Raw genomic sequence first — 23687 nt, forward strand, 5'->3', positions numbered from 1 at the left:
CTCTTCTTGATCCCCCGCCTGGAGACACGCGTCATGAGACTGAGGTCCAGGGCCGCCCACATCGGGCTGGCCGTTACTCTCACCCTTTCCGGCCTGGCGTTGAGCGCGACCGGCGCCAGCGCCCAGTCCGGATATCAGGACCCGCACGCCCCCGTCCCCGCCCGTGTGGCCGACCTCCTCAAGCGCATGACGCTCGAGGAGAAGGTCGGTCAGATGACCCAGCCGGCGGTGGTCAACATGCAGGGCGACTGCCAGTGGGCCGGCGGCGCCCTGGTCGAGTCCTGCATGAAGCACATCCTGACCGACCTGAAAGCCGGCTCGGTGCTGTCCGGCGGCGGGGAGACCCCGCCGCAGAACACCCCCAAGGACTGGGCCGACATGGTCAACGCGGTCCAGAAGTACGCGATCGACCACTCCCGCCTGCACATCCCGATCGTGTACGGCGTCGACGCCGTCCACGGGCACAACAACGTCCTCGGCGCCACGAAGTTCCCCCAGCAGGTGGGCGTCGGCGCCACCTGGGACCCGCAGCTGTCCGAGGCGATGGGCGAGTCCACCGCGCGCGCGGTCAAGGCCACCGGCCCGCAGTGGGACTTCGCGCCCGTCGAGGACATCTCCCGCGACACCCGCTGGGGCCGCTACTACGAGACCTACTCCGAGGACCCGTACCTCGCGGGCTCGCTCGGCGCCGCCAACATCCAGGGCCTGCAGAAGTCCGGTCAGGTCGCGGCGACGGTCAAGCACTTCGCCGGCTACTCCGCGCCGTTCGCGGGCCACGACCGCACCGAGGCGCACCTGGACCCGCGCTACTTCCAGGACACGTTCCTGCCGGCCTACAAGGCCGCGGTCGACGCGGGCGCGCTGACCCTCATGGCCAACTCCGGCTCGGTCAACGGCATCCCCGCGCACGCCTCGCACTACCTGCTCACCGACCTGCTGCGCAGGCAGTGGGGCTTCAAGGGCGTCGTGGTCAGCGACTGGAACGACGTCCAGAGCCTGCAGACCGCCTACCACCTGAGCGACACCTACGCGGGAGCCGCGGCCATCGCGGTCAACGCGGGCGTGGACATGGCGATGCTGCCGCCGGGCAGCGTCGACGACTACGTGAACGGGCTCATCGCCGACGTCAAGAGCGGCAAGGTGTCCAAGGCGCGCATCGACGAGGCCGTCTCGCGCATCCTGACGCTGAAGTTCAAGCTCGGCCTGTTCGAGCACCCGTACGTGGACGCCTCCCAGGCGGACGGCATCGCGCTCGGCGCCGACAAGGACCTCGCGGTCCGCGCGGCCACCGAGTCGCAGACACTGCTGAAGAACGACGGCAACGTGCTGCCGCTGTCGACCGGCGTCGGCAAGGTGGTCGTGACCGGCCCCAGCGCCGACTCGATCCCCAACCAGGACGGCGGCTGGACGATCCAGTGGCAGGGCATCCCGGACGGCGTCAACGATCCGGGCGTCACGGTCTACCAGGGCATCAAGAACCTCATCGGCGACCACGCCAAGCTGGTCAAGGACGCCGGTGACGCGGTCGACCAGACGAAGGGCGCGGACGCGGCCGTCGTCGTGGTCGGCGAGAAGCCGGGCGCCGAGGGCACCAACGACAACGAGACGCCCGAGCTGGCCGCCGACCAGCAGAAGCTGGTCGACGACCTGCAGGCCACCGGCAAGCCGGTGATCGTGGTGGTCGTGGCCGGGCGGCCGCTCGCCCTCGGCGGCGCCGCCGACGCCAAGCAGCTGCTCATGTCCTGGCTGCCGGGCAGCGAGGGCGGTACGGCGGTGGCGAACGTCCTGTTCGGCAAGGCCAACCCCAGCGGACGCCTGCCGGTGTCGTGGCCGAAGGTCGCCGGCGACGAGCCGATGTTCTACCAGCAGCTGCCGGGCACCAACTCCGGCACCAGCTCGTCCTACGATCCGCTGTTCGGCTTCGGCGCGGGCCTGTCCTACACCTCGTACGCGGTGAACGACGTCTCGGTGTCCGGCGGCAGCACGGTGAAGGTGTCGGTCAAGGTCGCCAACACCGGTTCCCGCGACGGCGACATGGTGGTACCGGTCTTCGCCCAGCAGCCGGTCAGCCGCATCCTCGTCCCGCCGAACCGCCTCGTCGCCTACACTCGCGTGCCGCTGAAGGCCGGCCAGTCGACGACCGTCTCGCTGTCGTTCCCGGTGTCGCGCCTGGCCGTGACGCAGGGCGACATCAACGGCTCGTCCACCCGGTCGGTCGTCCCCGGCCAGTACAAGATCGTCGCCGGCGGTAAGTCCGCGGACCTGACCGTTCACTAGGCGACGCCGGCCACCGGCCCTCCGCCGGGAGAGGCGGTCGCCCCGGCGGGTCCGCAACCCACCCGCCGGGGCGACCCAGCCTTTCTCACCGGCGGCGACCCCACGCCCGGTCGCCGAGCAGGGCCAGAGCGGCAGGGAGGAGCACGCCGCGTACGAGGGTGGCGTCGAGCAGGATGGCCACGGACAGCCCGACGCCCATCATCTTGTACTCGATCGCGGTCAGCACGACGAAGACGCTGAAGGCCGCGGTCATGATGACGGCGGCGCTGGTCACGACGCCCGCGCTCGCGCCGACGCCCTCGACGATCGCCTCGCGCGGACCGGCTCCGCCGGACCGGCGCTCGCGGATCCGGCTGAGGATGAAGATGTGGTAGTCCATGCTCAGGCCGAACAGGACGACGAACATGAACACCGGGAGCCAGTCGACGATCCCTCCGTAGGAGGTGAAGCCGAGCAGCGAGCCCCCGTGGCCGCCCTGGAACACCCAGCCGAGCACGCCGCACGCGGCACCGATCGACAGCAGGTTCAAGGCGATCGAGACCAGCGGCACGGTGAGGGAGCGGAACGCCACGGTGAGCAGGACGAACGCCAGGACGAGCACGAACCCGAAGACGAGCGGCGTACGGCCGGACAGCTGCCGGGTGAAGTCGTACGCCAGCGCGGTCCGGCCGGTGACCGCGTACTCGACCCCGTCCACGTGCCCGAACGCCGCGGGCAGGGACCGGTGCCGCAGCGTGCCCAGCGCCCGGACGGCCGTCTCCCCGTTGCCGAAGTCGGCCAGGGGCACCCGCAGGAGCAGCGCCCGGCCGACCCGCGCCTGGGCGATCGGCTGCGCCCCGTCGCCCCGCAGGCCGTCGACGGCCCGCCGTACGCCCGGACCGTCGAGCGCGCCGTCACGTGTCTCCCACACCACCACGCGAGCCGGAGACGGCGTGCCCGGGAAGGCCTCCTGCATGCGGACGGCGGCGTCCACGACGGGCACGCTGCGCGGCAGGCTGTCGGTCACGGCGGCGTCCTGCAGGTGGATCCCGAACACGGGCAGCGCCATCACCACCAGGGCGAGCACGGCCGCGCCGCCCCACAGGAGCGGCCGCCGCACGACCACCCGCGCGACCGCCGTCCAGGTGCGTGACTCCGCCGCGGCCGTACGCCGGCGGCCCAACCATGGGAGCCGGCCCCGGTCCACCCAGCGGCCCAGCAGGCTCAGCAGCGCCGGCAGCACGGTCACCGAGCCGACCATCGCGAGGCCGACCACGAGGACCGCGCCGATCGTCAGCCCGCGCAGCTCGGCCAGCCCGCTGAACAGCAGCCCGGTCATGCAGAGCATCACCGTCAGGCCCGAGACGAGGATGACGTGCCCGGAGGTGCGGGCGGTGACCCGCAGCGCCTCCCGGACGGTACGGCCCGCGGCGCGCTCCTCACGTTCGCGTCGCAGGTAGAACAGCGAGTAGTCGATGCCGACGGCGACGCCGATCAGCAGGACCATGGAGTGGGTCGCGCTGTTGATCGGGGTCCAGTGATCGACCACCTGCAGCAGGCCGAACGCGCCGATGACGGTGCTGAACGCCAGCAGCAGCGGGATGCCCGCCGCGATCAGCGAGCCGAACACCACCAGCAGGATCACCACGGTGATCGGCAGTGAGAAGTGCTCGGCCCGCTTGAAGTCGCCCTTGATGCCCTCGTCGACCGCGGAGCTCAGACTGCGGTCGCCGGCCTGGGCCACACGCGCCCCCGGATGGCGGGCCGCCACCTCCGCGACCGCCTTCACGACGGCGTCGTACTGCGCGTCCACCTGTTCGTACGGTCCCGCGAGCTGGAAGGTGACCAGGCCGGAGCGGCCGTCCCTGGACACCAGGGGCGAGCGGAGACCCGTGACCGTGCCGGGCGTCCGCCGGAGCGCCGCCTCCAGGTCCCGCGCGGCCTGGCGCAGGTCCGGGTCGTCCGCGAACCGTCCGCCCGTACGGGACTGGACCAGCACGTTCTCCAGGACCGGCACGTAGGCGTGCTGGGCGTCGAGGACGCGTTGGGCCCGGCCCGACTCCCCCGGATCGATGCCGCCGGCGCCCTGACCCGGAATCAGCGTGCCGGCGAGCACGGCGAGGATCACCAGGGCGAACCAGCCCGCGATGGCCGGTGTGCGGTGCCGCACCGACCACCCCGCGACGCGCTCCACGAGGGGCGCGGGCCCTGCCGGGGCCCGCGCCGCGGTCTCCGGCGGGGCCGACTTGCCAATGCGCAGCATGAACTGCTGTCCTTTCCACGAAGGGGTATTCGACGAGAACTCGCCCTCGGGCGAGGTGATGCTTCTTCGCTACCTGGGCCGCCGAGTTGCAGCTCGGCGGCCCGGGGTCCTCCGGTCGTTACTCGACCTCTTTGAGGATCCGTTCCAGTGAGGCCAGGCGCCCGCGCATGTCCTCCAGGACCAGGGTGATCTCCCGGAGCTGAAGGTCGGTCCTCTCCTGCACGGCCGCGGTGCTCTCGGCGAGCTCCTGGTACCTCCCCTCGCGCGGCGCCAGGATCTTGGCCCGCACGATGGCGGCGACCTGCCAGATGGTCACGGCGACCACCGTGGAGAGTCCGGCGGCTCCGATGACTTCCGCCAAGGCATGCCCGTTCATATGGGTGATTCCTCCCCGCCGTCGCGCTGGACGATCTCGGGTGTGGTGAGAGTGAGTACGGCGGCCGCGACGGCCTCCGGGGTGAGCTGGATGGAGAAGGGGGTCACCTCGTAGAACTTCATCGCCTTCCCGTCCTCGGACAGCTCCATCTGGGCCGACACGAGCCCGGCCGCCTGCAGCTTCCGTAGGTGCACCTGGAGCAACGCCCGGCTGATGCCCAGCTCACGGGCCAGCCGGCTGACGTAGTTGCGCTCACGCGCCAGCGCCGCGACGACGCGCAGGCGATGCGGGTTGGCGAGCGTCGCCAGCACCTCCACGAGCTCGTCACCGGTCGGCACGGAGACCCTCCTAACAAAATTTTGCCCCTGCAAAGAAAAGTTAGCATGTAACCCTTCCTTCGCCAATGACCAAGTAAGGGTGTGATCCGGCGGAACGGTGAAGGAGGCGGACCGATGCGCGGCAGGCACGCATCGCCGGCAGAGGTCGCCACCGACCCTGAGGCGTTCGAGCGGTTCTACCGGCGCCACGTCGACGCGGTCACGCGGTTCGTGGCCCGCCGGCTCGACGATCCTCACCTGGTCGCCGACCTGGTCGCGGACGTGTTCGTCGCGGTGATCGACTCGGCGCACACCTACCGCGCGGACCGTGGCACCGAGGTCGCGTGGCTGCACGGCGTGGCGCGCAACACGCTCGCGGCGTACCGGCGGCGGGAGGCACGACAGCAGCGGCTCGAACACCGGATCGCCGGCCGTCGCCTGCTCGACACGGACGACGTGTCCCGGCTCGAGGACCGCATCGACGCGGAGAGACCGGCGCGCCGGCTGCTGGCCGCGATGGCCGGCCTGCCGCCGGGCGAGCGCGCGGTGCTGGAACTCGTGGCGATCGACGAACTGACCGTCGGGGAGGCGGCCGCCGTCCTGGGCATCCGGCAGAACACCGCCCGGGTCCGCCTGCACCGGGCCCGCCGGTCGCTGCGCGGCGATCCCGACACCGGCCCGACCGTCGCCGTGGAGGGACTGCGATGAGCTTCGAGGACAGGCTCCTGGCGGAGCTGAAGACCGAGGTGGCGGACCGAGCCTCCCGGCGACGCGGCACGGTGCGGCGGCGGTGGCGCACGGCGGGACGGCCCACGAGGGTCCGGTGGCGGCCGGTGACCGTGGCGGCCGCCGCAGTGGCCGTTCTCGCCGCGCTCGCCGTCCCCACGCTGATCGGCCCGGAGGCCACGGCGGCCTACGCGGTCACCCGGAACGCCGACGGCTCGATCACCGTGACGGTCAAGGAGTTGCGCGCGGCGGCCCGGCTGCAGGCGGAACTCGCGGACGACGGCGCCCGTACCGACATCACCTATCTGCCCCAGCACATGAGATGCACCGGCGAGCGGGGCGCCGTGGTCGACCAGCCCGCTCCCCCGACCCCGTCGAAGTCCGTGACGAAGATGTCCGACCTGCCCCGGTCGTACCGGGACATGCTCGCGCACCAGCCGCTCGTGTGGCCGGCGTCGAAGCGCTCGTTCCAGTCCTTCAAGATCTTCCCCCAGCGCATCAAGCCCGGTCAGACGCTCGTGGTGGAGCTCGCCGAGTCGCACCGCACGAAGTTGTGGAAGCTCGGGTCCTACCTGGTGGCCGGGCCGGTCCGGCCCTGCGTGTTCGAGAACGACCCGTACTGGAACTGACCCGCGACTGAGACCGCCTTCCGGCGGCGCGTAACGCGCCGCCGGGCGGCCGGTGACGCTTGTCCGCGCACTATTGGACGAAATTACAATAAGGAGCCGCTTTGCCGCACCTTCTCGCCGACGCGCCCGTCTCGCGGCTGCCGTCCCGCCGACCCGCCGGACGTTCGCGGTGGGCGGCGCACGCGCCGTTCGGCGTGGTCCTCGCCGTCGCGGCCGGGCTGCGGATCGTGACGATGCTCGGATACCGGCCCGGCCGGGTGTACTACATCGACTCCTACGAGTACCTCGGCCTCGCGCTGCACCTGCGTCCCGGGACGGGCTTCCGCGGCATCGGCTACCCGCTGCTGCTGCGCCTGTTCCTGCCGTTCCACAGCGTCCCCGTGGTGGTCGCGACGCAGCACGTCCTCGGCCTCGCGACCGGCCTGCTGATCTACGCGCTGCTCCGCCGCAGGGGCGTGCCCGGGTGGGGCGCGGTGCTCGCGACGGTGCCGGTCCTGTTCGACGGGCAGATGCTCCAGCTCGAACACGCCGTGCTGTCCGACACGCTGTTCCTGTTCCTCGTGGTCGTCGCGGTGGTGACGCTGATGTGGTCGCCCGGCCGCCCGTCGGCGCGTGCCGCGGCGGGCGCGGGCCTGGCGCTCGCGGCGGCCGCGCTGACCCGCAGCGCAGGCCTGCCGCTGCTCCTGCTCGTACTGCTCTACCTGGCCGTACGCCGGATCGGCGTGCGCCGGTTCGCCGCCGCGGCGGTCGCGGGCCTGCTGCCCCTCGCGCTGTTCGCCGGCTGGTACCGGGCCGACAACGGCCGCTTCGCCCTCTCCGGGACCGACGGGGTCGCCCTCTGGGCGCGGACCATGACCTTCGCGGACTGCCGCCGGATCCAGCCGCCGCCGGACGAGGCCGCGCTGTGCCCGAACGGCACCCGGCAGGACGCCGCGTCGGAGTACGTGTGGGATCCCCGCTCGTCCCTCAACCGCATGCGCGGGGGCGCCGCCGCGAACAACGACCTCGCCCGGTCGTTCGCGCTGCGGGCGATCCTCGCCCAGCCCCTGGACTACCTCGGCGCGGTCGGCCGCGACGTCTCTCTGACCTTCCACTGGACACCGGCCCGCCATCCCCGGCGCGTGACGCCCGCGTTCGGCTTCGCGAAGGGCCGCTGGGCGCCCGTCGGGGTCCCGCCGTCGGCGCTGCGGACGCTGTCCTCGTACGACCCCGGCGCCACCGGGGAGTACCACTCCGTCGAGCCGTACGCCGCCGTGCTGCGCGCCTACCAGTACCCGGCCTACCTGCGCGGCCCGTTCCTGGCGGCGATCCTCCTCGCGGGCGCGCTCGGCCTGCGGCGCGGCGGCACGCTGCTGCCCTGGGGCACGGCGGTCACGCTGCTGGTCGTGCCGGTCGCGGTCCTCGACTTCGACCACCGGTACGTCCTGCCGGTCGTACCGGTGGCCTGCCTGGCCGCGGCGCTGGCGCTCGCCGGACGGCCCGGCGAACGCCGGGTCAGGCGCCCCTCAGGTGACCCTCGCCGGTGACGACGTACTTGGTGGAGGTCAGCTCGGGCAGCCCCATCGGGCCGCGCGCGTGCAGCTTCTGGGTCGAGATGCCGATCTCCGCGCCGAAGCCGAACTCCTCGCCGTCGGTGAACCGCGTCGAGGCGTTGACCATGACGGCCGCCGAGTCGACCAGGGCCACGAACCGGCGGGCCGCCGACTGGGAGTTCGTCACGATCGCCTCGGTGTGCGCCGAGCCGTACCGGCGGATGTGCGCGACCGCGTCCTCCAGCGAGCCGACCACGGCGGCGGCGAGGTCGAGCGAGAGGTACTCGTTCGACCAGTCCTCCTCGGTGGCGGGCACGACGTCGTCGCCGTACGCCCGCACGGCCTCGTCGCCGTGCACGGTCACGCCCTTGCCGCGCAATGCCTCCAGGGCGCGCGGCAGGAAGTCGGCGGCGATGTCGCGGTGAACGAGCACCGTCTCGGCCGCGTTGCACACCGACGGCCGCTGCGTCTTGGCGTTCACCAGGATGTCCACGGCCATGCCGAGGTCGGCGTCGGCGTCGACGTAGACGTGGCAGTTGCCGACGCCCGTCTCGATCACCGGGACGGTCGACTCCTCCACGACCGAATTGATCAGCGACGCGCCGCCGCGCGGGATCAGCACGTCGACCAGGCCGCGGGCGCGCATGAGGTACTTCACCGAGTCGCGGTCGCGGCCCGGGACGAGCTGCACGGCGTCGGCGGGCAGGTCGGTGAGCGCGGAGCGCATGACCTCCACCAGCGCGACGTTGGAGTCGTACGCCGAGGAGGAGCCGCGCAGCAGCACGGCGTTGCCGCTCTTGAGCGTGAGCGCGGCGGCGTCGACGGTGACGTTCGGCCGGCCCTCGTAGATGATGCCGACGACGCCCAGCGGCACGCGGACCTGCCGCAGCTCCAGGCCGTTCGGCAGGGTGTAGCCCCGGACCGACTCCCCCACCGGGTCCGGCAGCGAGGCCACGTGGCGTACGGCGGCCGCGATCTTCTCGACGCGCTCGGTGGACAGGCTCAGCCGGTCGATCATGTACTCGGACGTGCCGGCCTCGCGGGCCCGCGCGACGTCGCCGGCGTTCGCCTCGACGATCTCGGCCGACCGGGCGAGGAGGGCGTCGGCGATCGCGTGCAGCGCGGCGTCCTTGGTGGCGCGCGGCAGCGGGGCGAGCTCGGCCGCCGCCTGCCGGGCGCGCCGCGCCACGTCGAGAACCTGCTCCTGAGTGGTCACGTTTCTGTCCCCTCCTACCCCGCCGCCGACCGCGACGGGGTCTCCGGATTCGCCAGGACGACGAGGTCGTCCCGGTGGATGATCTCGCGTTCGTACTCCGGGCCGAGCTCGCGCGCCAGCCAGCGCGTCGAGCGGCCCATGAGGTCGGGGATCTCCCCAGCGTCGTAGTTGACCAGCCCGCGGGCGATCAGGCCGCCCTGCTCGTCGCACAGGTCCACCGGGTCGCCGGCGCTGAAGTCGCCCTCGACGCCGGTGATCCCGGCGGGCAGCAGCGACTTGCCGCGGCGTAGGACGGCCTCGACCGCGCCCGGGTCGAGCCGCAGCCGCCCCTGTCCGGTCGTGGCGTGCGCCAGCCACTGCCGCCGTGCCGAGGGCCGGGTCACCGGCGGGTGGAAGTAGGTGCCGGCGTCCTCACCGGCCAGCGCCTGTTGGACCGAGGCGGCGTCGGTCAGCACGACCGGCACGCCCGCGATCCGCGCGGCCTCCACCTTGGTCACCATGCCGCCGGTGCCGACCCGCCCGGAGGCGCCGAGGCGTACGCCGTCGAGGTCCGCCGGCCCGCGGACGTGCTCGATGCGGCGGGAGCCCGGCAGCCGCGGGTCACCGGTGTAGAGCGCGTCGACGTCGGAGAGCAGGATCAGCGCGTCCGCGCGGACCAGGTGGGCGACGAGGGCGGCGAGCCGGTCGTTGTCGCCGAAGCGGATCTCGTCCGTCGCGACCGTGTCGTTCTCGTTGACGATCGGCACGACGCCGAAGGCCAGGAGCTGTTCGAGCGTGCGCCGGGCGTTGCGGTGGTGCGAGCGCCGCATCATGTCGTCCGCGGTGAGCAGCACCTGCCCGACGCCCAGGCCGTACCGCGCGAACGACGACGCGTAGCGGGCGATGAGCAGGCCCTGGCCCACGCTCGCCGCCGCCTGCTGGATGGCCAGGTCACGCGGGCGCACCGGCAGGCCGAGCGGGCTCATCCCGGCGGCGATCGCGCCCGAGGACACGAACACCACCTCGCGGCCCCTGCCGCCGTCCGGGGTCCGCCAGCCGGCCAGGGCGTCGACGAGCGCGTCGATGCGGGCGGCGTCGATCGCGCCGTCGGGCGTGGTGAGCGAGGAGGAACCCGCCTTCACCACCACGCGGCGGGCGCTCGCGATGGCGGTACGCATCAGCTCGTCCGCCTCCGGCGCGTCATCGGCCCTCCAGCCTGGTGTCGGTGCCCCGGCGGCCCAGCCCCTGCTCGGATCCGGCGAGCACCTCCGGCTCCCAGTCGAAGACGATCGAGTCGTCCTCGGTGCCGATGAGCACGGTCGCGCCGGGTTCGGCCCCGGCCTCGGCCAGCCGCTCCTCGACGCCGAGCCGGGCCAGCCGGTCGGCCAGATAGCCGACGGCCTCGTCGTTGGAGAAGTCGGTCTGCCGGAGCCAGCGGCGCGGCTTCTCCCCGGTGATCAGGAAGCTGCCGTCGCCGAGGCGGCGGATCTCGAACTCCGGGCCGCCGACCGGCTCCGGCCGGATGACCAGCCGGGTCGGTTCTTCGGGCGGCTGCGCGGCGCGGTGGGCTCTCACCATCTCGGCCATCGCGAAGCCCAGCTCGCGCAGGCCCTCGTGCGTGGCGGCCGAGATCTCGAACACGCGCAGGCCGCGCTGCTCGAACTCGGGGCGTACGAGGTCGGCGAGCTCGCGGGCCTCGGGAACGTCGACCTTGTTGAGCACGATGACGCGGGGCCGGTCGGCCAGCGGCCGGTCGCCGAGGGCGTTGTAGGCCTCCAGCTCGGCCTCGATGACCTCGAAGTCGGAGATCGGATCGCGGCCCGGCTCCAGGGTCGCGCAGTCGAGCACGTGCACCAGCGTCGAGGCGCGCTCGATGTGCCGCAGGAACTCCAGGCCCAGGCCCTTGCCCTGACTGGCCCCCTCGATGAGGCCGGGCACGTCGGCGACCGTGAACACGGACTCCCCGGCGCTGACCACGCCGAGGTTGGGCACGAGCGTGGTGAAGGGATAGTCGGCGATCTTGGGCTTGGCCGCGGACATGGCCGCGATCAGCGACGACTTGCCCGCGCTCGGGAAGCCGACGAGCGCGACGTCGGCGACGGTCTTCAGCTCCAGGACGACGTCGAGCTCGTCACCGGGCTCGCCGAGCAGCGCGAAGCCGGGCGCCTTGCGCCGCGAGGTGGCGAGCGCGGCGTTGCCCAGCCCGCCGTGCCCGCCCTGGGCGGCGACGAACCGCGTGCCGGCGCCGGTCAGGTCGGCGAGGATCTCGCCGTCCGGCGTCTTGACGACCGTGCCGTTCGGCACGGCCAGCAGGAGGTCGGCGCCGTTGGCGCCGTTCTTGTGCGACCCCTGCCCCTGCTTGCCGCCGTTCGCCTTGCGGTGCGGGCGCTTGTGGTATTCGAGCAGGCTGGCGGCGTTCGGGTCGACCTCGAACGTGATGTCGCCGCCGCGCCCGCCGTTGCCGCCGTCCGGGCCGCCGAGCGGCTTGAACTTCTCCCGGTGCACCGAGGCGCAGCCGTTCCCGCCGTTGCCGGCCTGCAGATGCAGCGTCACCCGGTCGACGAACTGCGCGCCCTTGCCGCCCGGGGCGCGGCCTCGGACGGGGGCGTGATCGTCCCGGTGGCCGTCGTGCTCCCCCGTCGCGGGGGAAACGGCACGATCCGGCATGGTTCCTTCTTCCTGTCGTAAAACACGACAAGGGCGGGCCGATCGATCGGCCCGCCCTTGTCTCGAAGTCGTGTCGCTCCGGCGGACCTATTCCGCCGGGGGGACGATGCTGACGGCGCGACGGCCGCGGTAGCGGCCGAACTCCACCGCGCCCGCGACGAGCGCGAACAGCGTGTCGTCGCTGCCACGACCCACACCCGGACCCGGGTGGAAGTGCGTGCCGCGCTGGCGGACGATGATCTCGCCGGCGTTGACGACCTGGCCGCCGAACCGCTTCACTCCGAGCCGCTGCGCGTTGGAGTCACGGCCGTTACGGCTGGACGAGGCGCCCTTCTTGTGTGCCATGTCTGCGACCTACTTTCCGGCCTTGATACCGGTCACCTTGACCTGGGTGTACGGCTGACGGTGACCCATGCGCCGCTTGTACCCGGTCTTGTTCCGGTAGTGCATGATGTTGATCTTCGGACCCTTGGTGGCCCCGAGGATCTCGGCGGTGACCTCGTACTTGGCCACATCGGCAGGCGCGCTGACGACGTTGTCGCCGTCGACGACGAGCACTGCTGGCAGCGTCACCGTGGAGCCGACCTCACCGGACAGCTTGTCGACGGCGAGCACGTCGTCGACGGCCACCTTCTCCTGCCTGCCGCCGCAACGGACGATCGCGTACACCGCGGAACCTTTCCTTTGCGTGCCTCGGGCACGACTTACCGAACTGAAGCTCATTTCGGAAGCTGCTGCCTGTGCCCCATCGGGCGAGGGGCCTCAGGCGCGCTAACAACGACGCGAGAGCGCCGGGCCCTCAGGATACCGGATCGGGAGCCCTGAGGTCGAACCGGACGCCTTTCCGGGCCGTGGACCGGCGCGGACGCGCCGATCCACACCCGGGCAGGTCAGTCGGCCGCCGCCTCGGACTTGGCCCGCGGCGACCGGCGGGTACGCCGGCGGCGCCCGTTCGCGGTCGGCTCGGCGTCGCTCACCTCGGCATGGTCGGCCGGGCCGCCGTGGTCCGCGGGGGCGGGCTCGGCGGCGCCGTGGCCGTTGTCCCCGGTGTCCGCCGTGGCAGGCTCCTTGGCGTCCGCCTTGGCGGGCTCCTTGGCACGCTCGGCCTGGGCCATCTTGTCCTCGACGGCCTTCTCGATGTCGCCCTTGCGCTTGCGGCGACGGCTCGACCCGCCGGACTTGTCGGCCTTCGGCTCGACCGGCGACAGTGTCACGTGGATCCCGCGGCCGTTGCAGCACTCACACGGCTCGGAGAAGGACTCCAGGAGGCCGCCGCCGACGCGCTTACGGGTCATCTGGACGAGCCCGAGCGAGGTCACCTCGGCGACCTGATGCTTGGTGCGGTCACGCGACAGGCACTCGAGCATCCGGCGCAACACCAGGTCGCGGTTGCTCTCCAGGACCATGTCGATGAAGTCGATGACGATGATGCCGCCGATGTCACGCAGCCGGAGCTGATGGACGATCTCCTCGGCGGCCTCGAGGTTGTTGCGGGTGACGGTCTCTTCGAGGTTGCCGCCCTGCCCGGTGAACTTCCCGGTGTTGACGTCGACGACCGTCATGGCCTCGGTACGGTCGATGACCAGCGAGCCACCGCTGGGCAGCCACACCTTGCGCTCCATCGCCTTGGCGATCTGCTCGTCCACCCGGTAGCCGGAGAAGACGTCCTCACCGTCGGACCAGAGCTCGAGCCGGTCGGCCAGGTGCGGCGCGACGTAGCCGACGTACTCCTTGACCATGTCCCAGGCGTCCTCGCCCTGGACGACGAGCTTGCTGAAGTCCTCGTTGAAGATGTCGCGCACGACACGGATGGTCAGGTCCGGCTCGCCGTACAGCATGGCCGGGGCGTTCGCCGTCTTGGACTGCCGCTTGATGTTCTCCCACTGCGCGGACAGGCGGGAGACGTCGCGGGCCAGCTCCTCCTCGGCCGCGCCCTCGGCGGCGGTGCGCACGATCACGCCGGCGTTCTCGGGCATGACCTTCTTGAGGATCTGCTTGAGGCGCGTGCGCTCCTTGTCGGGCAGCTTGCGGCTGATGCCGGTCATCGAGCCGTCCGGGACGTACACGAGGTAGCGGCCCGGAAGCGAGATCTGGCTGGTCAGCCGCGCGCCCTTGTGGCCGAGCGGGTCCTTGGTGACCTGGACGAGGACCGACTGGCCGGACTTCAGCGCCGACTCGATGCGGCGCGGCTGGCCCTCCAGCCCGGCCAGGTCCCAGTTGACCTCGCCGGCGTACAGCACGGCGTTGCGGCCCTTGCCGATGTCGACGAACGCCGCCTCCATCGACGGCAGGACGTTCTGCACCTTGCCGAGGTAGACGTTGCCGACGTAGGACTGGTGGCTCGACCGGTCGACGTAGTGCTCGACCAGCACGTTGTCCTCGAGGATGCCGATCTGCGTACGGTCGCCCTCCGAGCGGATCACCATGACGCGCTCGACCGACTCACGGCGGGCCAGGAACTCCGACTCGGTGACGATCGGCGGCCGGCGACGGCCCTGCTCGCGTCCCTCGCGGCGGCGCTGCTTCTTGGCCTCCAGGCGCGTGGAGCCCTTGACCGCCTGCACCTCGTCCTCGACGGCGCGGGGCTCACGGACGTGCACGACGGTGTTGGGCGGGTCGTCGCCCGCGACGTCGTCGCCCTCGCCCCCGCCCGTACGGCGACGGCGGCGGCGACGCCGGCGGCTCGAGGAGGAGCCGGCGTCCTCGCGGTCCTCGTCCTCGTCGTCGGACTCCTCGTCGGCCTGCTGGGCGTCCTCGTCGGTGTCCTTGGTGTCCTCGGTGTCCTGGCCGTCGCGTGCCTTGCCGCGACCGCGGCCGCCGCGGCGACGCCGACGGCGTCCGCCCTTGTCGGTGCCCTCGTCGTCATCGGCCTGGTCGTCGGCCTCGTCGGCCTTCGGCGCCTCCTGCTTGGGCTCGGCCTTGGGCTTGGACTCGGCCTTGGGCTTGCCCTCGGCCTTGGGCTTGGGCTGACTCTCGGCCTTGGGCCGGCGCGGCGGGGCCTCTTCGGCGGGCAGGGCCGGCGGCTGGAAGACGACCATCGGCGGCTGGAACGCCGCGTCGGGGACCTCCGAGGTCTTCGGCGCGCCGGAGGGGGCCGGCGGCTCGGCGGACTCGGCCTTCACCGTGGCCTTGACCGGCGCCTCGGCCTTGACCGGCGCCTCGGGCGTGGCCGGGGTCTCCGGCTCGGCCGCGGGCTTGCGCGTGGTCCGGCGGGTGCGCGTGGTCTTGGATGTGGCCTTGGCAGGGGCGGCCTGGTCCTCGCCGGCGGGCGCGGACGGCGTGCTCTCCTCTGGTTCAGGAGGCGGTCCGGCCGGACGGCTGGCCCGGCGCGGGCGGCTCACCTGCTTGGTCTCACCACTCGATTCACTGCCGTTGTGTTCAGTGCCGCCTGCGGCGTCACCGATCTCGTTGTCAAGCATGCGGGCGTTCTCCCGTCAGCTCCCGGGCGCGACCCGCGAGGGTGCGCCGCACAGGAGCGATCCGTTTCTCCTTGGCGCCGGCTCGGCCCTTCGGGTCGTGCCGACAAAGTCATCAGGGGTGCGCCCGGCTTTCGGTGAGAGTCCATGCGATGCACGGAAACCACCTACGGCTGGGCACCGACGGCGTCCGGCTCCGCCATCCGTACGGCGTCCGCGTGCGCGGCGGCGACATCGCCTGCCGGTGCGGTCTGCCGGTCGGGGGCCAGCGGGTCGGTGAGCTCACCGGTGTCATCGGCGAGCAGTCCCTGCGCCAGCCGCGTCACCAAAGGAGGCGACGGCGGCGCGAGGTCGGCCACAAGCCGAAGTCCGGTGAGGACGTCGTCAGGTCGAACAGCGGGTGTCGTGTGCCGAACAACCATTCGAAGTATGGCACACTGCGCATCCGCGCCCTCGGTGGCACGCCGGTCGAGCTCGCACGCGATGACCGCGGCGCGGGCGTCGAAGGTCCGGCGGCCCTTCTTGGTGAGGCGTTCGACCTCGATCTCATCGGCCGCCAGGAAGGCGGCCGCGGCGGCGCCGGCGGTCTCCGGGGTGACCCCGTCGAGACGTACGAGCCAGCTCGATGCCTCCAGGCGGTCCGCCAGAGCTCCGTTGCGCGCCTCGACGACGTCGAGGATGTCCAGACCCTCGGGTAGCGCGTCGTCGAGATCGGCCCGCAGCCGACCTGGGTCACAGGTGGCGGCAAGCCCGATTTCGAGGTACTCCGCCTCACTGGCCACACCAGTTGCCGCCGCACCCGAATACGAGATCTTCGGATGCGGGCTGAATCCGGCGCTGAACGCCACCGGAATCCCGGCGCGCCGGATGGCGCGTTCCACGGCCCGGGAGATGTCTCGGTGGCTGGTGAACCGCAGCCTGCCGCGCTTGGCATAGCGCACGCGAAGCCGCTGGATCACGGGGGCCGGCGCCGGGCCCTCCGGCATGGGTGCCAGTGTTTTGATCCTTCCTACTCGTGCCAGTGCGAAAGTCTTTTGTTCTAAGAGTACGGGGTCACGGACGCCGTGCATCCAGGCCGAGCGCTCTGGAGACCGAACGTCCGGCCGCGCGTACGGGTTCCAGGACATAGTGGCGGAACCAGCGGGCCGCCGGTACCACCGTGACTCGCCAGACCTGCCGTACGGCGCGCAGCACCGGCCTGAGCACCATCCGCCACAGGAACCTCAGGGGCCGTACGAGGAGGTGGTGGAGAATGACGCCGGCGAGCCGCCAGGTGTAGGCGATCAGTCGGCCGAAAGCAGCCAGAACCGGCCACAGCACGGCGCGCCACAGCGCGGCAAGCGCCCGGCCGACGGGCCGCGCGACGAACATGAAGAGCCGGCCGGCGAGCGTGGCGAGCCAGGCGACGCCGCGCAGGAGCGGCACCAGGACGTACCGCAGGATCGCGCGCCCCAGCGGCAGCAGGAGCACCCGGCCCACCCATCGCAGGGGCAGCACCAGCAGGACGAGCACGAGCCAGCGGATCGGGCGCCAGACGAGTTCGCGCAGGATCCACGCCACGGGCCGTGCGAGGCCGTTGTAGAGCAGCCAGCCGAGCGGGCGCAACACGTACGCGCGGACGAACCGCCCGATCAGGCGCAGCGCCTCCCACACGAGGCGAAACGGCAGAACGATGATCAGAAGGGGGATCGTCACGCAGCCCGGGGGACGGCTGTCCATGCTGTTCACTCACCTAGGACGCGGCCGTCACGAATTTCGTTTCGTCCGCGGGGGCGGCGCGGTGGTGCGGCGAACGATCAGCCGGTGTTCCATCAGGACGCACGGCGCCGGATCGTCGCGGGACGGCTCGAGCAGCAGCCGCCCGGCCGTGGTGCCCTTCTCGGTGATCGGCTGACGGACGGTGGTGAGCCCGGCCGGCTCGGCGGCGGGCACATCGTCGAACCCGACGACGGACAGCTCATCGGGGATGCCGATGCCCCGCTGGGCCGCGACGTCCATCACCCCGAAGGCGATCTCGTCGGTGGCCGCGATCACGGCCGTCGGCCGCGGGTCCAGGTCGAGGATCCGCGCGGCCGCCCGGCGCGCGATCTCCCGGTCGTTCGTGGTGGGGTGAATCGGGATTTCGGACCAGCTCAGACCGGCTTTCAGACACGCGTCGTGGTAGCCGGCCACCCGGGCGCGGCCCGCGCCGAACCGGTGGGCGGCGGCGAGGTCGATGTCGAGCCAGGCCTGCTCGTGACCACGGCCGGGGACCTGGGCCGCCATCGGCTGCGCCGCGATGATCGCGATGTGCCGGTGCCCGAGTTCGAGCAGGCAGGTCGCCGCCTCGCTCGCCGCGGCGCGGTCCTCGATGCCGACGAACGGCACGCCGGGGACGTACGGATGGTCGACCGTGACGACGGGAAGCCTGCGGCGCAGGACGGTCTCCACCAAAGGGTGGGCCTCCGGCGAGAAGAGGCAGAAGCCGTCGACGACGGCGTCGCCGATCACCTCCTCCGCGACGCCGGGCGAGGGCCAGCCGATCAGATGCAACCCGGTGCCGGACTGCTCGGCCACGCGGGCGAGCCCGCGCAGGAAGCCGACGGCGTAGGAGTCGGCGAAGGCGTACGACAGCGTCTCGGTGAAGACGACCCCGATCACCCCGGCGCGTCCGCGGCGGAGCGTACGGGCGGCGGGGTTCGGCCCCGGGTAGTCGAGCTCCTCGGCGACTTCCATGATCCGCTGCCGTAGCTCCTGTTTGAGCTGGTCGGGCCGGGAGAAGGCGTTCGACACGGTCGTTCGTGAGACGCCGACCCGGTCGGCGATCGTCTGCAGCGTGACGCGTTCCACATCGGAAACCCTAATTCTGAATTGATTCAGAAGCGACATGGACGTAGGCTCATGCCTGGTTCTGAATCGATAAAGAGACCTAGAGAGGGCAAATGGAACCGCTGCAGATGATCGCGTTCGAGTCCGCTCGCCGTCAGGCGCGGCAGCACCTGCTCGACTCGCGCCCGGAGGCACCCCGCGTGCCCTACCGGCCGACCGCGCGCCACGAGGCGACGGCCCAGGTCCGGCAGACCGCCCGCGTGCACCTCGCGGGCCTGCTGCGCCGCACCGCCGACCGGGTCGACCCCTGCGCGACCCCGTCCGCGGGCTGAGCCCCCGGCCCAGCCCGACGCGCGGACCGAGCATCCGCCCGGATCCCGCGTACGGACTGAGGTCCCAGCCCAGCCCTGCGCACGGACCGAGCACCCGCCCGGCCCGCTTACGGGCTGAGCCTTCAGCCCAGCCCCGGCGCGCCGAGCACTCGCTCGATCCCGCGTACGGGCTGAGCCCGGCCTGATCCGGCGGTCGAACCGCACGAACCCGTGCTGACGCCCCGGATCCCACCGACTCCCGTCGCCGCCCGAAGGCCGCCCGCTCCGGCCGTCCGGCGACAAGCCCTGTGAGACTCTCCGCTCGTCGCGGAGACATCCTCACAGGGCTGCCTGCTTTTCCGGAGCAGGTCCCCGCCGACCACGCGCGGACAGTCTGGTTATCCACAGCCCCCCTGGACGGCCTTCCGCCGGCGGACCAGGGGGCTGGACAATGAAAGTGGGCTGGAGCCCCCAGGGCGGGTGGGCCGCACCACAGGCGGGCCGCACCACAGGCGGGCCGCACCACAGGCGGGCCGCACCACAGGCGGGCCGCACCACAGGCGGGCCGCACCACAGGCGGGCCGCACCACAGGCGGGCCGCACCACAGGCGGGCCGCACCACGAACGGGCCGCCCCCCTGCGACGACGTTGCGCTCGCCCTCCATCCGATCCTCGGTCGGGCCGGCTACCACCGCGACGCTCCGCCTGCCACGATTCCCGATCGCCACCGCGACCGCCCGCAGGCGCGCGGTCCGCCGACCGCCTCATCGACCACCGCCCGGTGCCGGAACTGAGCGGCGTGGACTTCGGCGAGTCCCTCGGCGTCCACGTCGGCCTAAGGGCACCGGCCCTGCCCACACGGCGATCGAACCGATGCCGCCACCACAGCCCCGCACATCCCTCAGATCGAGTCCAGATAAAGCCGGCCGGGGAAAGACAACTCAGGTCGAGGTCCAGCGGGCGGCGGCCACATCAGGACCGCCCTGGTCTCACCACCGGCACGCCGTGCCGCCGGTGGGACCCGGGGATCAGACGACGGTCAGCGGGAGGAGTTTCTTGCCCGTTGGGCCGATCTGGATTTCCGTGTCCATCGTCGGGCAGACGCCGCAGTCGTAGCACGGGGTCCACCGGCAGTCTTCGACCTCGGTCTCGTCGATCGCGTCCTGCCAGTCCTGCCACAGCCATTCGCGGTCCAGGCCGGCGTCCAGATGGTCCCAGGGCAGGACTTCGACCTCGTCGCGCTCGCGGACGGTGTACCAGTCCAGGTCGACGCCCTCCAGGGCCTTCTCGGCGCAGGACTGCCAGCGGGCGAAGCTGAAGAACTCGCTCCAGCCGTCGAAGCGGCCCCCGTCCTCCCAGACGGCCTGGATGACCTTGCCGACCCGGCGGTCGCCGCGGGACAGCAGGCCCTCGATGATGGACGGCTCGCCGTCGTGGTACCGCAGGCCGATGGCACGGCCGTACTCCTTGTCGCGCCGCAGGGTGTCCTTCAGCGCGCGCAGGCGCCGGTCGACCGTCTCGTGGTCGCACTGGGCGGCCCACTGGAACGGCGTGTGCGGCTTGGGCACGAACCCGCCGATCGAGACGGTGCAGCGGATGTCGCGGCGCCCGGTCGCCTCGCGGCCCGCGCGGATGACGCGCCTGGCCATGTCGGCGATGGCGAGGACGTCCTCGTCCTCCTCGGTCGGCAGGCCGCACATGAAGTAGAGCTTGACCTGCCGCCAGCCGTTCTCGTACGCCGTGGTCACGGTGCGGATGAGGTCGTCTTCGGAGACCATCTTGTTGATGACCTTGCGCATGCGCTCCGAGCCGCCCTCGGGCGCGAACGTGAGGCCCGAGCGGCGTCCGCCGCGGGAGAACTCGTTGGCCAGCGTGATGTTGAACGCGTCGACCCGCGTGGACGGCAGGGACAGCGAGGTGTTGGTGCCCTCGTACCGGTCGGCCAGGCCCTTGGCGATGTCGCCGATCTCCGAATGGTCGGCGCTGGACAGGCTGAGCAGCCCGACCTCCTGGAAGCCGGACTCCTTCAGCCCCGTCTCGACCATCGAGCCGATCGTCGTGATCGACCGCTCCCGTACGGGGCGGGTGATCATGCCGGCCTGGCAGAAGCGGCAGCCTCGCGTGCAGCCGCGGAAGATCTCCACGCTGAAGCGCTCGTGCACGGTCTCGGCGAGAGGCACCAGCGGCTTCTTCGGGTACGGCCACTGGTCGAGGTCCATGACCGTGTGCTTGGCCACCCGCCACGGCACGCCGGGCCGGTTGGGCGCGACCCGCTGGATCCGGCCGTCCGGCAGGTACGTGACGTCGTAGAACCGTGGGACGTACACGCCGCCGGAGCGCGCCAGCCGCATCAGCAGCTCGTCGCGGCCACCGGGGCGGCCCTCGTCCTTCCACTCGCGGATCACCTCGGTGATCGCGAGCACGATCTCCTCGCCGTCGCCGAGCACGGCCGCGTCGAGGAAGTCGGCGATCGGCTCGGGGTTGAAGGCCGCGTGCCCGCCCGCGAGCACGATCGGGTGGTCGTCGGTACGGTCCGCGGCGTGCAGCGGGATCCCGGCGAGGTCGAGCGCGGTCAGCATGTTGGTGTAGCCGAGCTCGGTGGAGAAGCTGATCCCGAACACGTCGAACGCGCCGACGGGGCGGTGGGCGTCCACGGTGAACTGCGGGATGTCGTGCTCGCGCATCAGCGCCTCGAGGTCGGGCCACACGCTGTAGGTGCGTTCGGCGAGCACGCCCTCGCGCTCGTTCAGGATTTCGTAAAGGATCTGGACGCCCTGGTTCGGCTGCCCCACCTCGTACGCGTCCGGGTACATCAGCGCCCACCGGACCTGCGCCTCGTCCCAGTCCTTGACCGAGGAGTTCAGCTCACCGCCGACGTACTGAATCGGCTTTTGCACCGCGGGGAGCAGCGGCTCCAGGCGGGGAAACAGCGACTCGACGGACATGGCGGAAGCCTCCGGGAAACAGGGTGGGAATCAAGTTCCGAGCCTACCGCCGCCGGGCCGTGGACCCGGACATGACGACGAGGAACAGAGCAAGTCTTGTACGAGGGTTCTCTAATTTGACATCCATCGTACTTTGCCATGGAATCGATCATCGGCTTCCGACGGAACGGATGGTGTGCGATGGCCGGAACGGTGCTGTTCCACGAGCTCGGCGGGCCCGAGGTACTGCGACTGGAGGATGTGCCGGTCGGCGAGCCCGGCCCCGGCGAGGTGCTCGTACGCGTGGAGGCGATCGGCCTGAACCGGGCCGAGGCGCTGTTCCGCAGCGGCCACTACATCGAGCCGGTGCGACGGTTTCCGGCCAGGCTGGGCACCGAGGCCGCCGGCGTGGTCGAGGCGATCGGCGAGGGCGTCACCGGGGTGGCGGCGGGGCAGCCGGTCAGCGTCATACCCGCCTTCTCCCAGAACGACTACGGCGTCTACGCCGAGCGCGCGATCGTGCCGGCCGCCGCGGTGCTGCCCCGCCCCGACGGCGTGGACGCGGTCGCGGGCGCGGCGGTGTGGATGCCGTACCTGACGGCCTACGGCGCGCTGGTCGAGGTCGGCGGCATGCGGGCCGGGGACACCGTCGCGCTGAACGCCGCGTCCAGCAGCGTGGGGCTGGCCGCCATCCACGTCGCACGCCGCATGGGTGCCGTGCCGATCGCCCTGACCCGCACCGACGCCAAGAAGGACGCGCTGCTTCGTGAGGGCGCGGCCGAGGTGATCGTCACCGGGGCGGAGGACGTGGTCGAGCGGGTACGGGCGCTGACCGGAGGCCGGGGCGTGGAGTTCGTCTTCGACGCCGTCGCCGGCCCCGGCGTGCTGGACCTGGCCCGGGTGGTCGCCCCGGGCGGCACGCTCCTGGAGTACGGGGCGCTCAGCGGCGAGACCACGCCGTACCCGGGGTTCGCGCTCGGCATGCCCGCGCTGAACATGCGCACCTACACCGTCCACGAGACGACGAGGGACCCGGAGCGCCTGCGCCGCGCGGAGGCGTTCGTGGCCTCCGGACTGCGGGCGAACGCCTTCCGCGCCGTGGTGGACCGCACCTTCGACCTCGGTGACATCGTCGCGGCCCACCGGCACATGGAGTCCGGCACACAGGTCGGAAAGATCGTCGTCACGACCGCCCCCTGACCGACGGCCGGCCACTCCCACGCGGGAGCGGCCGGCCGGATCACACCTTCTGGATCAACGGCGGGAGCTTCACTCCGCTCGCGTCGACCAGCGCCTTCAGATCGTTCGGGTCGCTCGTCAAGATGGTGGTCGCCCCGCGCTCGATGGCGGTGGCCACCACGAGCGCGTCGACGGCGTCGGTCGTGCCGGTGCGGCCGAGCAGTTCGCCCGCCCGCTTGGCGGTGCTCTCACTGGGTGCGTCGACCACACAGCGCCGCAGAAAGCGACCGATGACCGCCCGCTTACGTCCGTCGCGCCAGACCTGGGCGAGGACCGGCGTGCTGACGATGAGCTCCTGTCCGGTGATCAGCGTTTCGTCGTAGACGGTCCAGATCACACGGCTGCGCGACTCCGCGGAGATCAGCGAACCCGCGTCGAGGATGATCGGGCGCACGGACGACATCAGCCCGCCTCCTTGTCACGCGCGACCAACTCGTCGAGCTTGCGCTGGTGCTCGTCGGCCGTGTCGAGGATGGCCCGGGCCGCCGCCCTGTCCTCCTCGGTGAACGGCCCCTCCTCCGTTCACCCGAAGTCACCATGGTCGTACACGGTCACCGGGACGCCGGCCGCGACGAGGCGGGCGTCGATGAGAGGCTCGACGCGCTCCCAGCGTCCGCCGGCGAGGCCGCAGCCGATGCGGGGCATGTGGACGCTCGCCCCCAGTGCGGCGGCCGGTTCGGCCAGCCGGCGCAGGCACTCGTCCAGCGCCTCGTAGCGGATCGGCGGCCCGCTGCTCCGGCCGCTCCTGGTGCCGTGCTGGCCGATCATGTTGGCGACCCACGTGTCGGCGCGGACCTGCACGAGCTGGACCGCGCCGAGCCCGAAGTCGTTGCCGGCGCGGCCGCGGTGCCACCGCCGGTAGGCCTTCTCCGGGTCGGGCCACCGCCGCGACACCGCCACGACGAAGCCCTTCCCCCACCCGCCCCGGTCGTTGCAGACGTGCGCGATGACCTTGGGGCCCTTGGCCTGGGGGCACGTGGCGTCGCCCCGCACGTACCGGATCTCCGTCACGATCCGCACGATAGGCG

The 23687-nt window shown here is 71.9% G+C and carries 21 protein-coding genes; 6 read left to right on the top strand and 15 right to left on the bottom strand.

What is annotated here, in order from left to right:
* The first annotated feature begins 33 nt into the window (after positions 1-33).
* Positions 34-2277 carry a glycoside hydrolase family 3 N-terminal domain-containing protein gene (locus tag ACQEV1_RS40340; RefSeq protein ID WP_285627679.1) on the top strand — a complete coding sequence of 748 codons (2244 nt, stop codon included), beginning with the start codon at positions 34-36 and terminating at the stop codon, positions 2275-2277.
* An 85-nt stretch (positions 2278-2362) separates the two neighbouring features.
* Here ACQEV1_RS40340 and ACQEV1_RS40345 read toward each other — a convergent pair whose 3' ends face one another.
* From ACQEV1_RS40345 to ACQEV1_RS40355, 3 genes are all read right to left on the bottom strand, one after another.
* Positions 2363-4519 carry an MMPL family transporter gene (locus ACQEV1_RS40345; protein ID WP_433401752.1) on the bottom strand — a complete coding sequence of 719 codons (2157 nt, stop codon included), beginning with the start codon at positions 4517-4519 and terminating at the stop codon, positions 2363-2365.
* 118 nt (positions 4520-4637) lie between these two features.
* On the bottom strand, positions 4638-4835 hold the full coding sequence (locus ACQEV1_RS40350) for a hypothetical protein (protein WP_285627674.1): 198 nt from the start codon (positions 4833-4835) through the stop codon (positions 4638-4640).
* Positions 4836-4891: 56 nt separating this feature from the next.
* Positions 4892-5233, bottom strand: a complete 342-nt coding sequence (locus tag ACQEV1_RS40355) for an ArsR/SmtB family transcription factor (protein WP_285627672.1) — start codon at positions 5231-5233, stop codon at positions 4892-4894.
* A 114-nt stretch (positions 5234-5347) separates the two neighbouring features.
* Here ACQEV1_RS40355 and ACQEV1_RS40360 point away from each other — a divergent pair, with 114 nt between their 5' ends.
* The 3 genes from ACQEV1_RS40360 (at position 5348) to ACQEV1_RS40370 (ending at position 8093) form a co-directional block, all read left to right on the top strand.
* Positions 5348-5920 carry an RNA polymerase sigma factor gene (locus ACQEV1_RS40360; RefSeq protein WP_285627670.1) on the top strand — a complete coding sequence of 191 codons (573 nt, stop codon included), beginning with the start codon at positions 5348-5350 and terminating at the stop codon, positions 5918-5920.
* Positions 5917-6567: a hypothetical protein gene (locus ACQEV1_RS40365; protein WP_433401756.1), complete on the top strand. Its 651-nt coding sequence runs from the start codon at positions 5917-5919 to the stop codon at positions 6565-6567. The genes ACQEV1_RS40360 and ACQEV1_RS40365 overlap by 4 nt, the downstream gene beginning before the upstream one ends.
* 101 nt (positions 6568-6668) lie before the next feature.
* Positions 6669-8093 carry a phospholipid carrier-dependent glycosyltransferase gene (locus tag ACQEV1_RS40370; RefSeq protein ID WP_433401758.1) on the top strand — a complete coding sequence of 475 codons (1425 nt, stop codon included), beginning with the start codon at positions 6669-6671 and terminating at the stop codon, positions 8091-8093.
* Here the strand turns inward: ACQEV1_RS40370 and ACQEV1_RS40375 are convergent.
* The 9 genes from ACQEV1_RS40375 to ACQEV1_RS40415 all read right to left on the bottom strand — a co-directional run bounded on the left by ACQEV1_RS40375 (position 8062) and on the right by ACQEV1_RS40415 (position 18206).
* Positions 8062-9315 (bottom strand): glutamate-5-semialdehyde dehydrogenase, encoded by a 1254-nt coding sequence (locus tag ACQEV1_RS40375; RefSeq protein WP_433401760.1) that lies wholly within the window; start codon positions 9313-9315, stop codon positions 8062-8064. The two genes, ACQEV1_RS40370 and ACQEV1_RS40375, sit on opposite strands and share 32 nt — an antisense overlap.
* 14 nt (positions 9316-9329) lie before the next feature.
* Positions 9330-10472: a glutamate 5-kinase gene (gene proB, locus ACQEV1_RS40380; RefSeq protein ID WP_285627660.1), complete on the bottom strand. Its 1143-nt coding sequence runs from the start codon at positions 10470-10472 to the stop codon at positions 9330-9332.
* 22 nt (positions 10473-10494) lie between these two features.
* On the bottom strand, positions 10495-11961 hold the full coding sequence (gene obgE, locus ACQEV1_RS40385; RefSeq protein ID WP_285627657.1) for a GTPase ObgE: 1467 nt from the start codon (positions 11959-11961) through the stop codon (positions 10495-10497).
* Positions 11962-12048: 87 nt separating this feature from the next.
* Complete coding sequence (rpmA, locus tag ACQEV1_RS40390; protein ID WP_285585044.1) at positions 12049-12306, bottom strand: 50S ribosomal protein L27; 258 nt, start codon at positions 12304-12306, stop codon at positions 12049-12051.
* 9 nt (positions 12307-12315) lie between these two features.
* Positions 12316-12630 carry a 50S ribosomal protein L21 gene (rplU, locus tag ACQEV1_RS40395; protein ID WP_285585043.1) on the bottom strand — a complete coding sequence of 105 codons (315 nt, stop codon included), beginning with the start codon at positions 12628-12630 and terminating at the stop codon, positions 12316-12318.
* A gap of 221 nt (positions 12631-12851) precedes the next feature.
* Positions 12852-15380, bottom strand: coding sequence for an Rne/Rng family ribonuclease (locus tag ACQEV1_RS40400; RefSeq protein WP_433401764.1), 2529 nt, complete (start codon positions 15378-15380; stop codon positions 12852-12854).
* A 164-nt stretch (positions 15381-15544) separates the two neighbouring features.
* Positions 15545-16363, bottom strand: a complete 819-nt coding sequence (locus tag ACQEV1_RS40405; protein ID WP_285627652.1) for a TIGR03936 family radical SAM-associated protein — start codon at positions 16361-16363, stop codon at positions 15545-15547.
* A gap of 67 nt (positions 16364-16430) precedes the next feature.
* On the bottom strand, positions 16431-17096 hold the full coding sequence (locus tag ACQEV1_RS40410; protein WP_433401766.1) for a hypothetical protein: 666 nt from the start codon (positions 17094-17096) through the stop codon (positions 16431-16433).
* 27 nt (positions 17097-17123) lie between these two features.
* Positions 17124-18206, bottom strand: coding sequence for a LacI family DNA-binding transcriptional regulator (locus ACQEV1_RS40415; protein ID WP_285627647.1), 1083 nt, complete (start codon positions 18204-18206; stop codon positions 17124-17126).
* Positions 18207-18298: 92 nt separating this feature from the next.
* On the opposite strand from ACQEV1_RS40415, the gene ACQEV1_RS40420 reads away from it, so the two are divergent.
* Positions 18299-18517: a hypothetical protein gene (locus ACQEV1_RS40420; RefSeq protein ID WP_285627645.1), complete on the top strand. Its 219-nt coding sequence runs from the start codon at positions 18299-18301 to the stop codon at positions 18515-18517.
* A 1007-nt stretch (positions 18518-19524) separates the two neighbouring features.
* On the opposite strand, the gene ACQEV1_RS40425 is transcribed toward ACQEV1_RS40420, so the two are convergent.
* Entirely contained in the window at positions 19525-21441 is a 1917-nt protein-coding gene (locus tag ACQEV1_RS40425; protein WP_433401768.1) for a TIGR03960 family B12-binding radical SAM protein, read from the bottom strand.
* 180 nt (positions 21442-21621) lie between these two features.
* On the opposite strand from ACQEV1_RS40425, the gene ACQEV1_RS40430 reads away from it, so the two are divergent.
* Positions 21622-22620 (top strand): zinc-dependent alcohol dehydrogenase family protein, encoded by a 999-nt coding sequence (locus ACQEV1_RS40430; protein WP_433401770.1) that lies wholly within the window; start codon positions 21622-21624, stop codon positions 22618-22620.
* A 40-nt stretch (positions 22621-22660) separates the two neighbouring features.
* On the opposite strand, the gene ACQEV1_RS40435 is transcribed toward ACQEV1_RS40430, so the two are convergent.
* Complete coding sequence (locus ACQEV1_RS40435) at positions 22661-23062, bottom strand: type II toxin-antitoxin system VapC family toxin (RefSeq protein WP_433401772.1); 402 nt, start codon at positions 23060-23062, stop codon at positions 22661-22663.
* 119 nt (positions 23063-23181) lie between these two features.
* The gene (locus tag ACQEV1_RS40440; protein ID WP_433401774.1) at positions 23182-23670 is read right to left on the bottom strand and encodes a macro domain-containing protein; all 489 of its coding nucleotides are present in this window, start codon (positions 23668-23670) and stop codon (positions 23182-23184) included.
* Positions 23671-23687 lie beyond the last annotated feature (17 nt).

It is taken from the genome of Actinoallomurus sp. CA-142502 (assembly GCF_050936355.1).
Taxonomy (GTDB): domain Bacteria; phylum Actinomycetota; class Actinomycetes; order Streptosporangiales; family Streptosporangiaceae; genus Actinoallomurus; species Actinoallomurus iriomotensis.

Bases quoted from the DNA above. Each gene is read 5' to 3' on its own strand.
- ACQEV1_RS40410 (WP_433401766.1), bottom strand. From the start codon at position 17,096: ATGGACAGCCGTCCCCCGGGCTGCGTGACGATCCCCCTTCTGATCATC.
- rpmA (WP_285585044.1), bottom strand. From the start codon at position 12,306: ATGGCACACAAGAAGGGCGCCTCGTCCAGCCGTAACGGCCGTGACTCC.
- ACQEV1_RS40405 (WP_285627652.1), bottom strand. From the start codon at position 16,363: ATGCCGGAGGGCCCGGCGCCGGCCCCCGTGATCCAGCGGCTTCGCGTG.
- ACQEV1_RS40360 (WP_285627670.1), top strand. From the start codon at position 5,348: ATGCGCGGCAGGCACGCATCGCCGGCAGAGGTCGCCACCGACCCTGAG.
- ACQEV1_RS40345 (WP_433401752.1), bottom strand. From the start codon at position 4,519: ATGCTGCGCATTGGCAAGTCGGCCCCGCCGGAGACCGCGGCGCGGGCC.
- ACQEV1_RS40420 (WP_285627645.1), top strand. From the start codon at position 18,299: ATGGAACCGCTGCAGATGATCGCGTTCGAGTCCGCTCGCCGTCAGGCG.
- ACQEV1_RS40435 (WP_433401772.1), bottom strand. From the start codon at position 23,062: ATGTCGTCCGTGCGCCCGATCATCCTCGACGCGGGTTCGCTGATCTCC.
- ACQEV1_RS40400 (WP_433401764.1), bottom strand. From the start codon at position 15,380: ATGCTTGACAACGAGATCGGTGACGCCGCAGGCGGCACTGAACACAAC.
- proB (WP_285627660.1), bottom strand. From the start codon at position 10,472: ATGCGTACCGCCATCGCGAGCGCCCGCCGCGTGGTGGTGAAGGCGGGT.
- ACQEV1_RS40365 (WP_433401756.1), top strand. From the start codon at position 5,917: ATGAGCTTCGAGGACAGGCTCCTGGCGGAGCTGAAGACCGAGGTGGCG.
- ACQEV1_RS40340 (WP_285627679.1), top strand. From the start codon at position 34: ATGAGACTGAGGTCCAGGGCCGCCCACATCGGGCTGGCCGTTACTCTC.
- ACQEV1_RS40425 (WP_433401768.1), bottom strand. From the start codon at position 21,441: ATGTCCGTCGAGTCGCTGTTTCCCCGCCTGGAGCCGCTGCTCCCCGCG.
- obgE (WP_285627657.1), bottom strand. From the start codon at position 11,961: ATGCCGGATCGTGCCGTTTCCCCCGCGACGGGGGAGCACGACGGCCAC.
- ACQEV1_RS40430 (WP_433401770.1), top strand. From the start codon at position 21,622: ATGGCCGGAACGGTGCTGTTCCACGAGCTCGGCGGGCCCGAGGTACTG.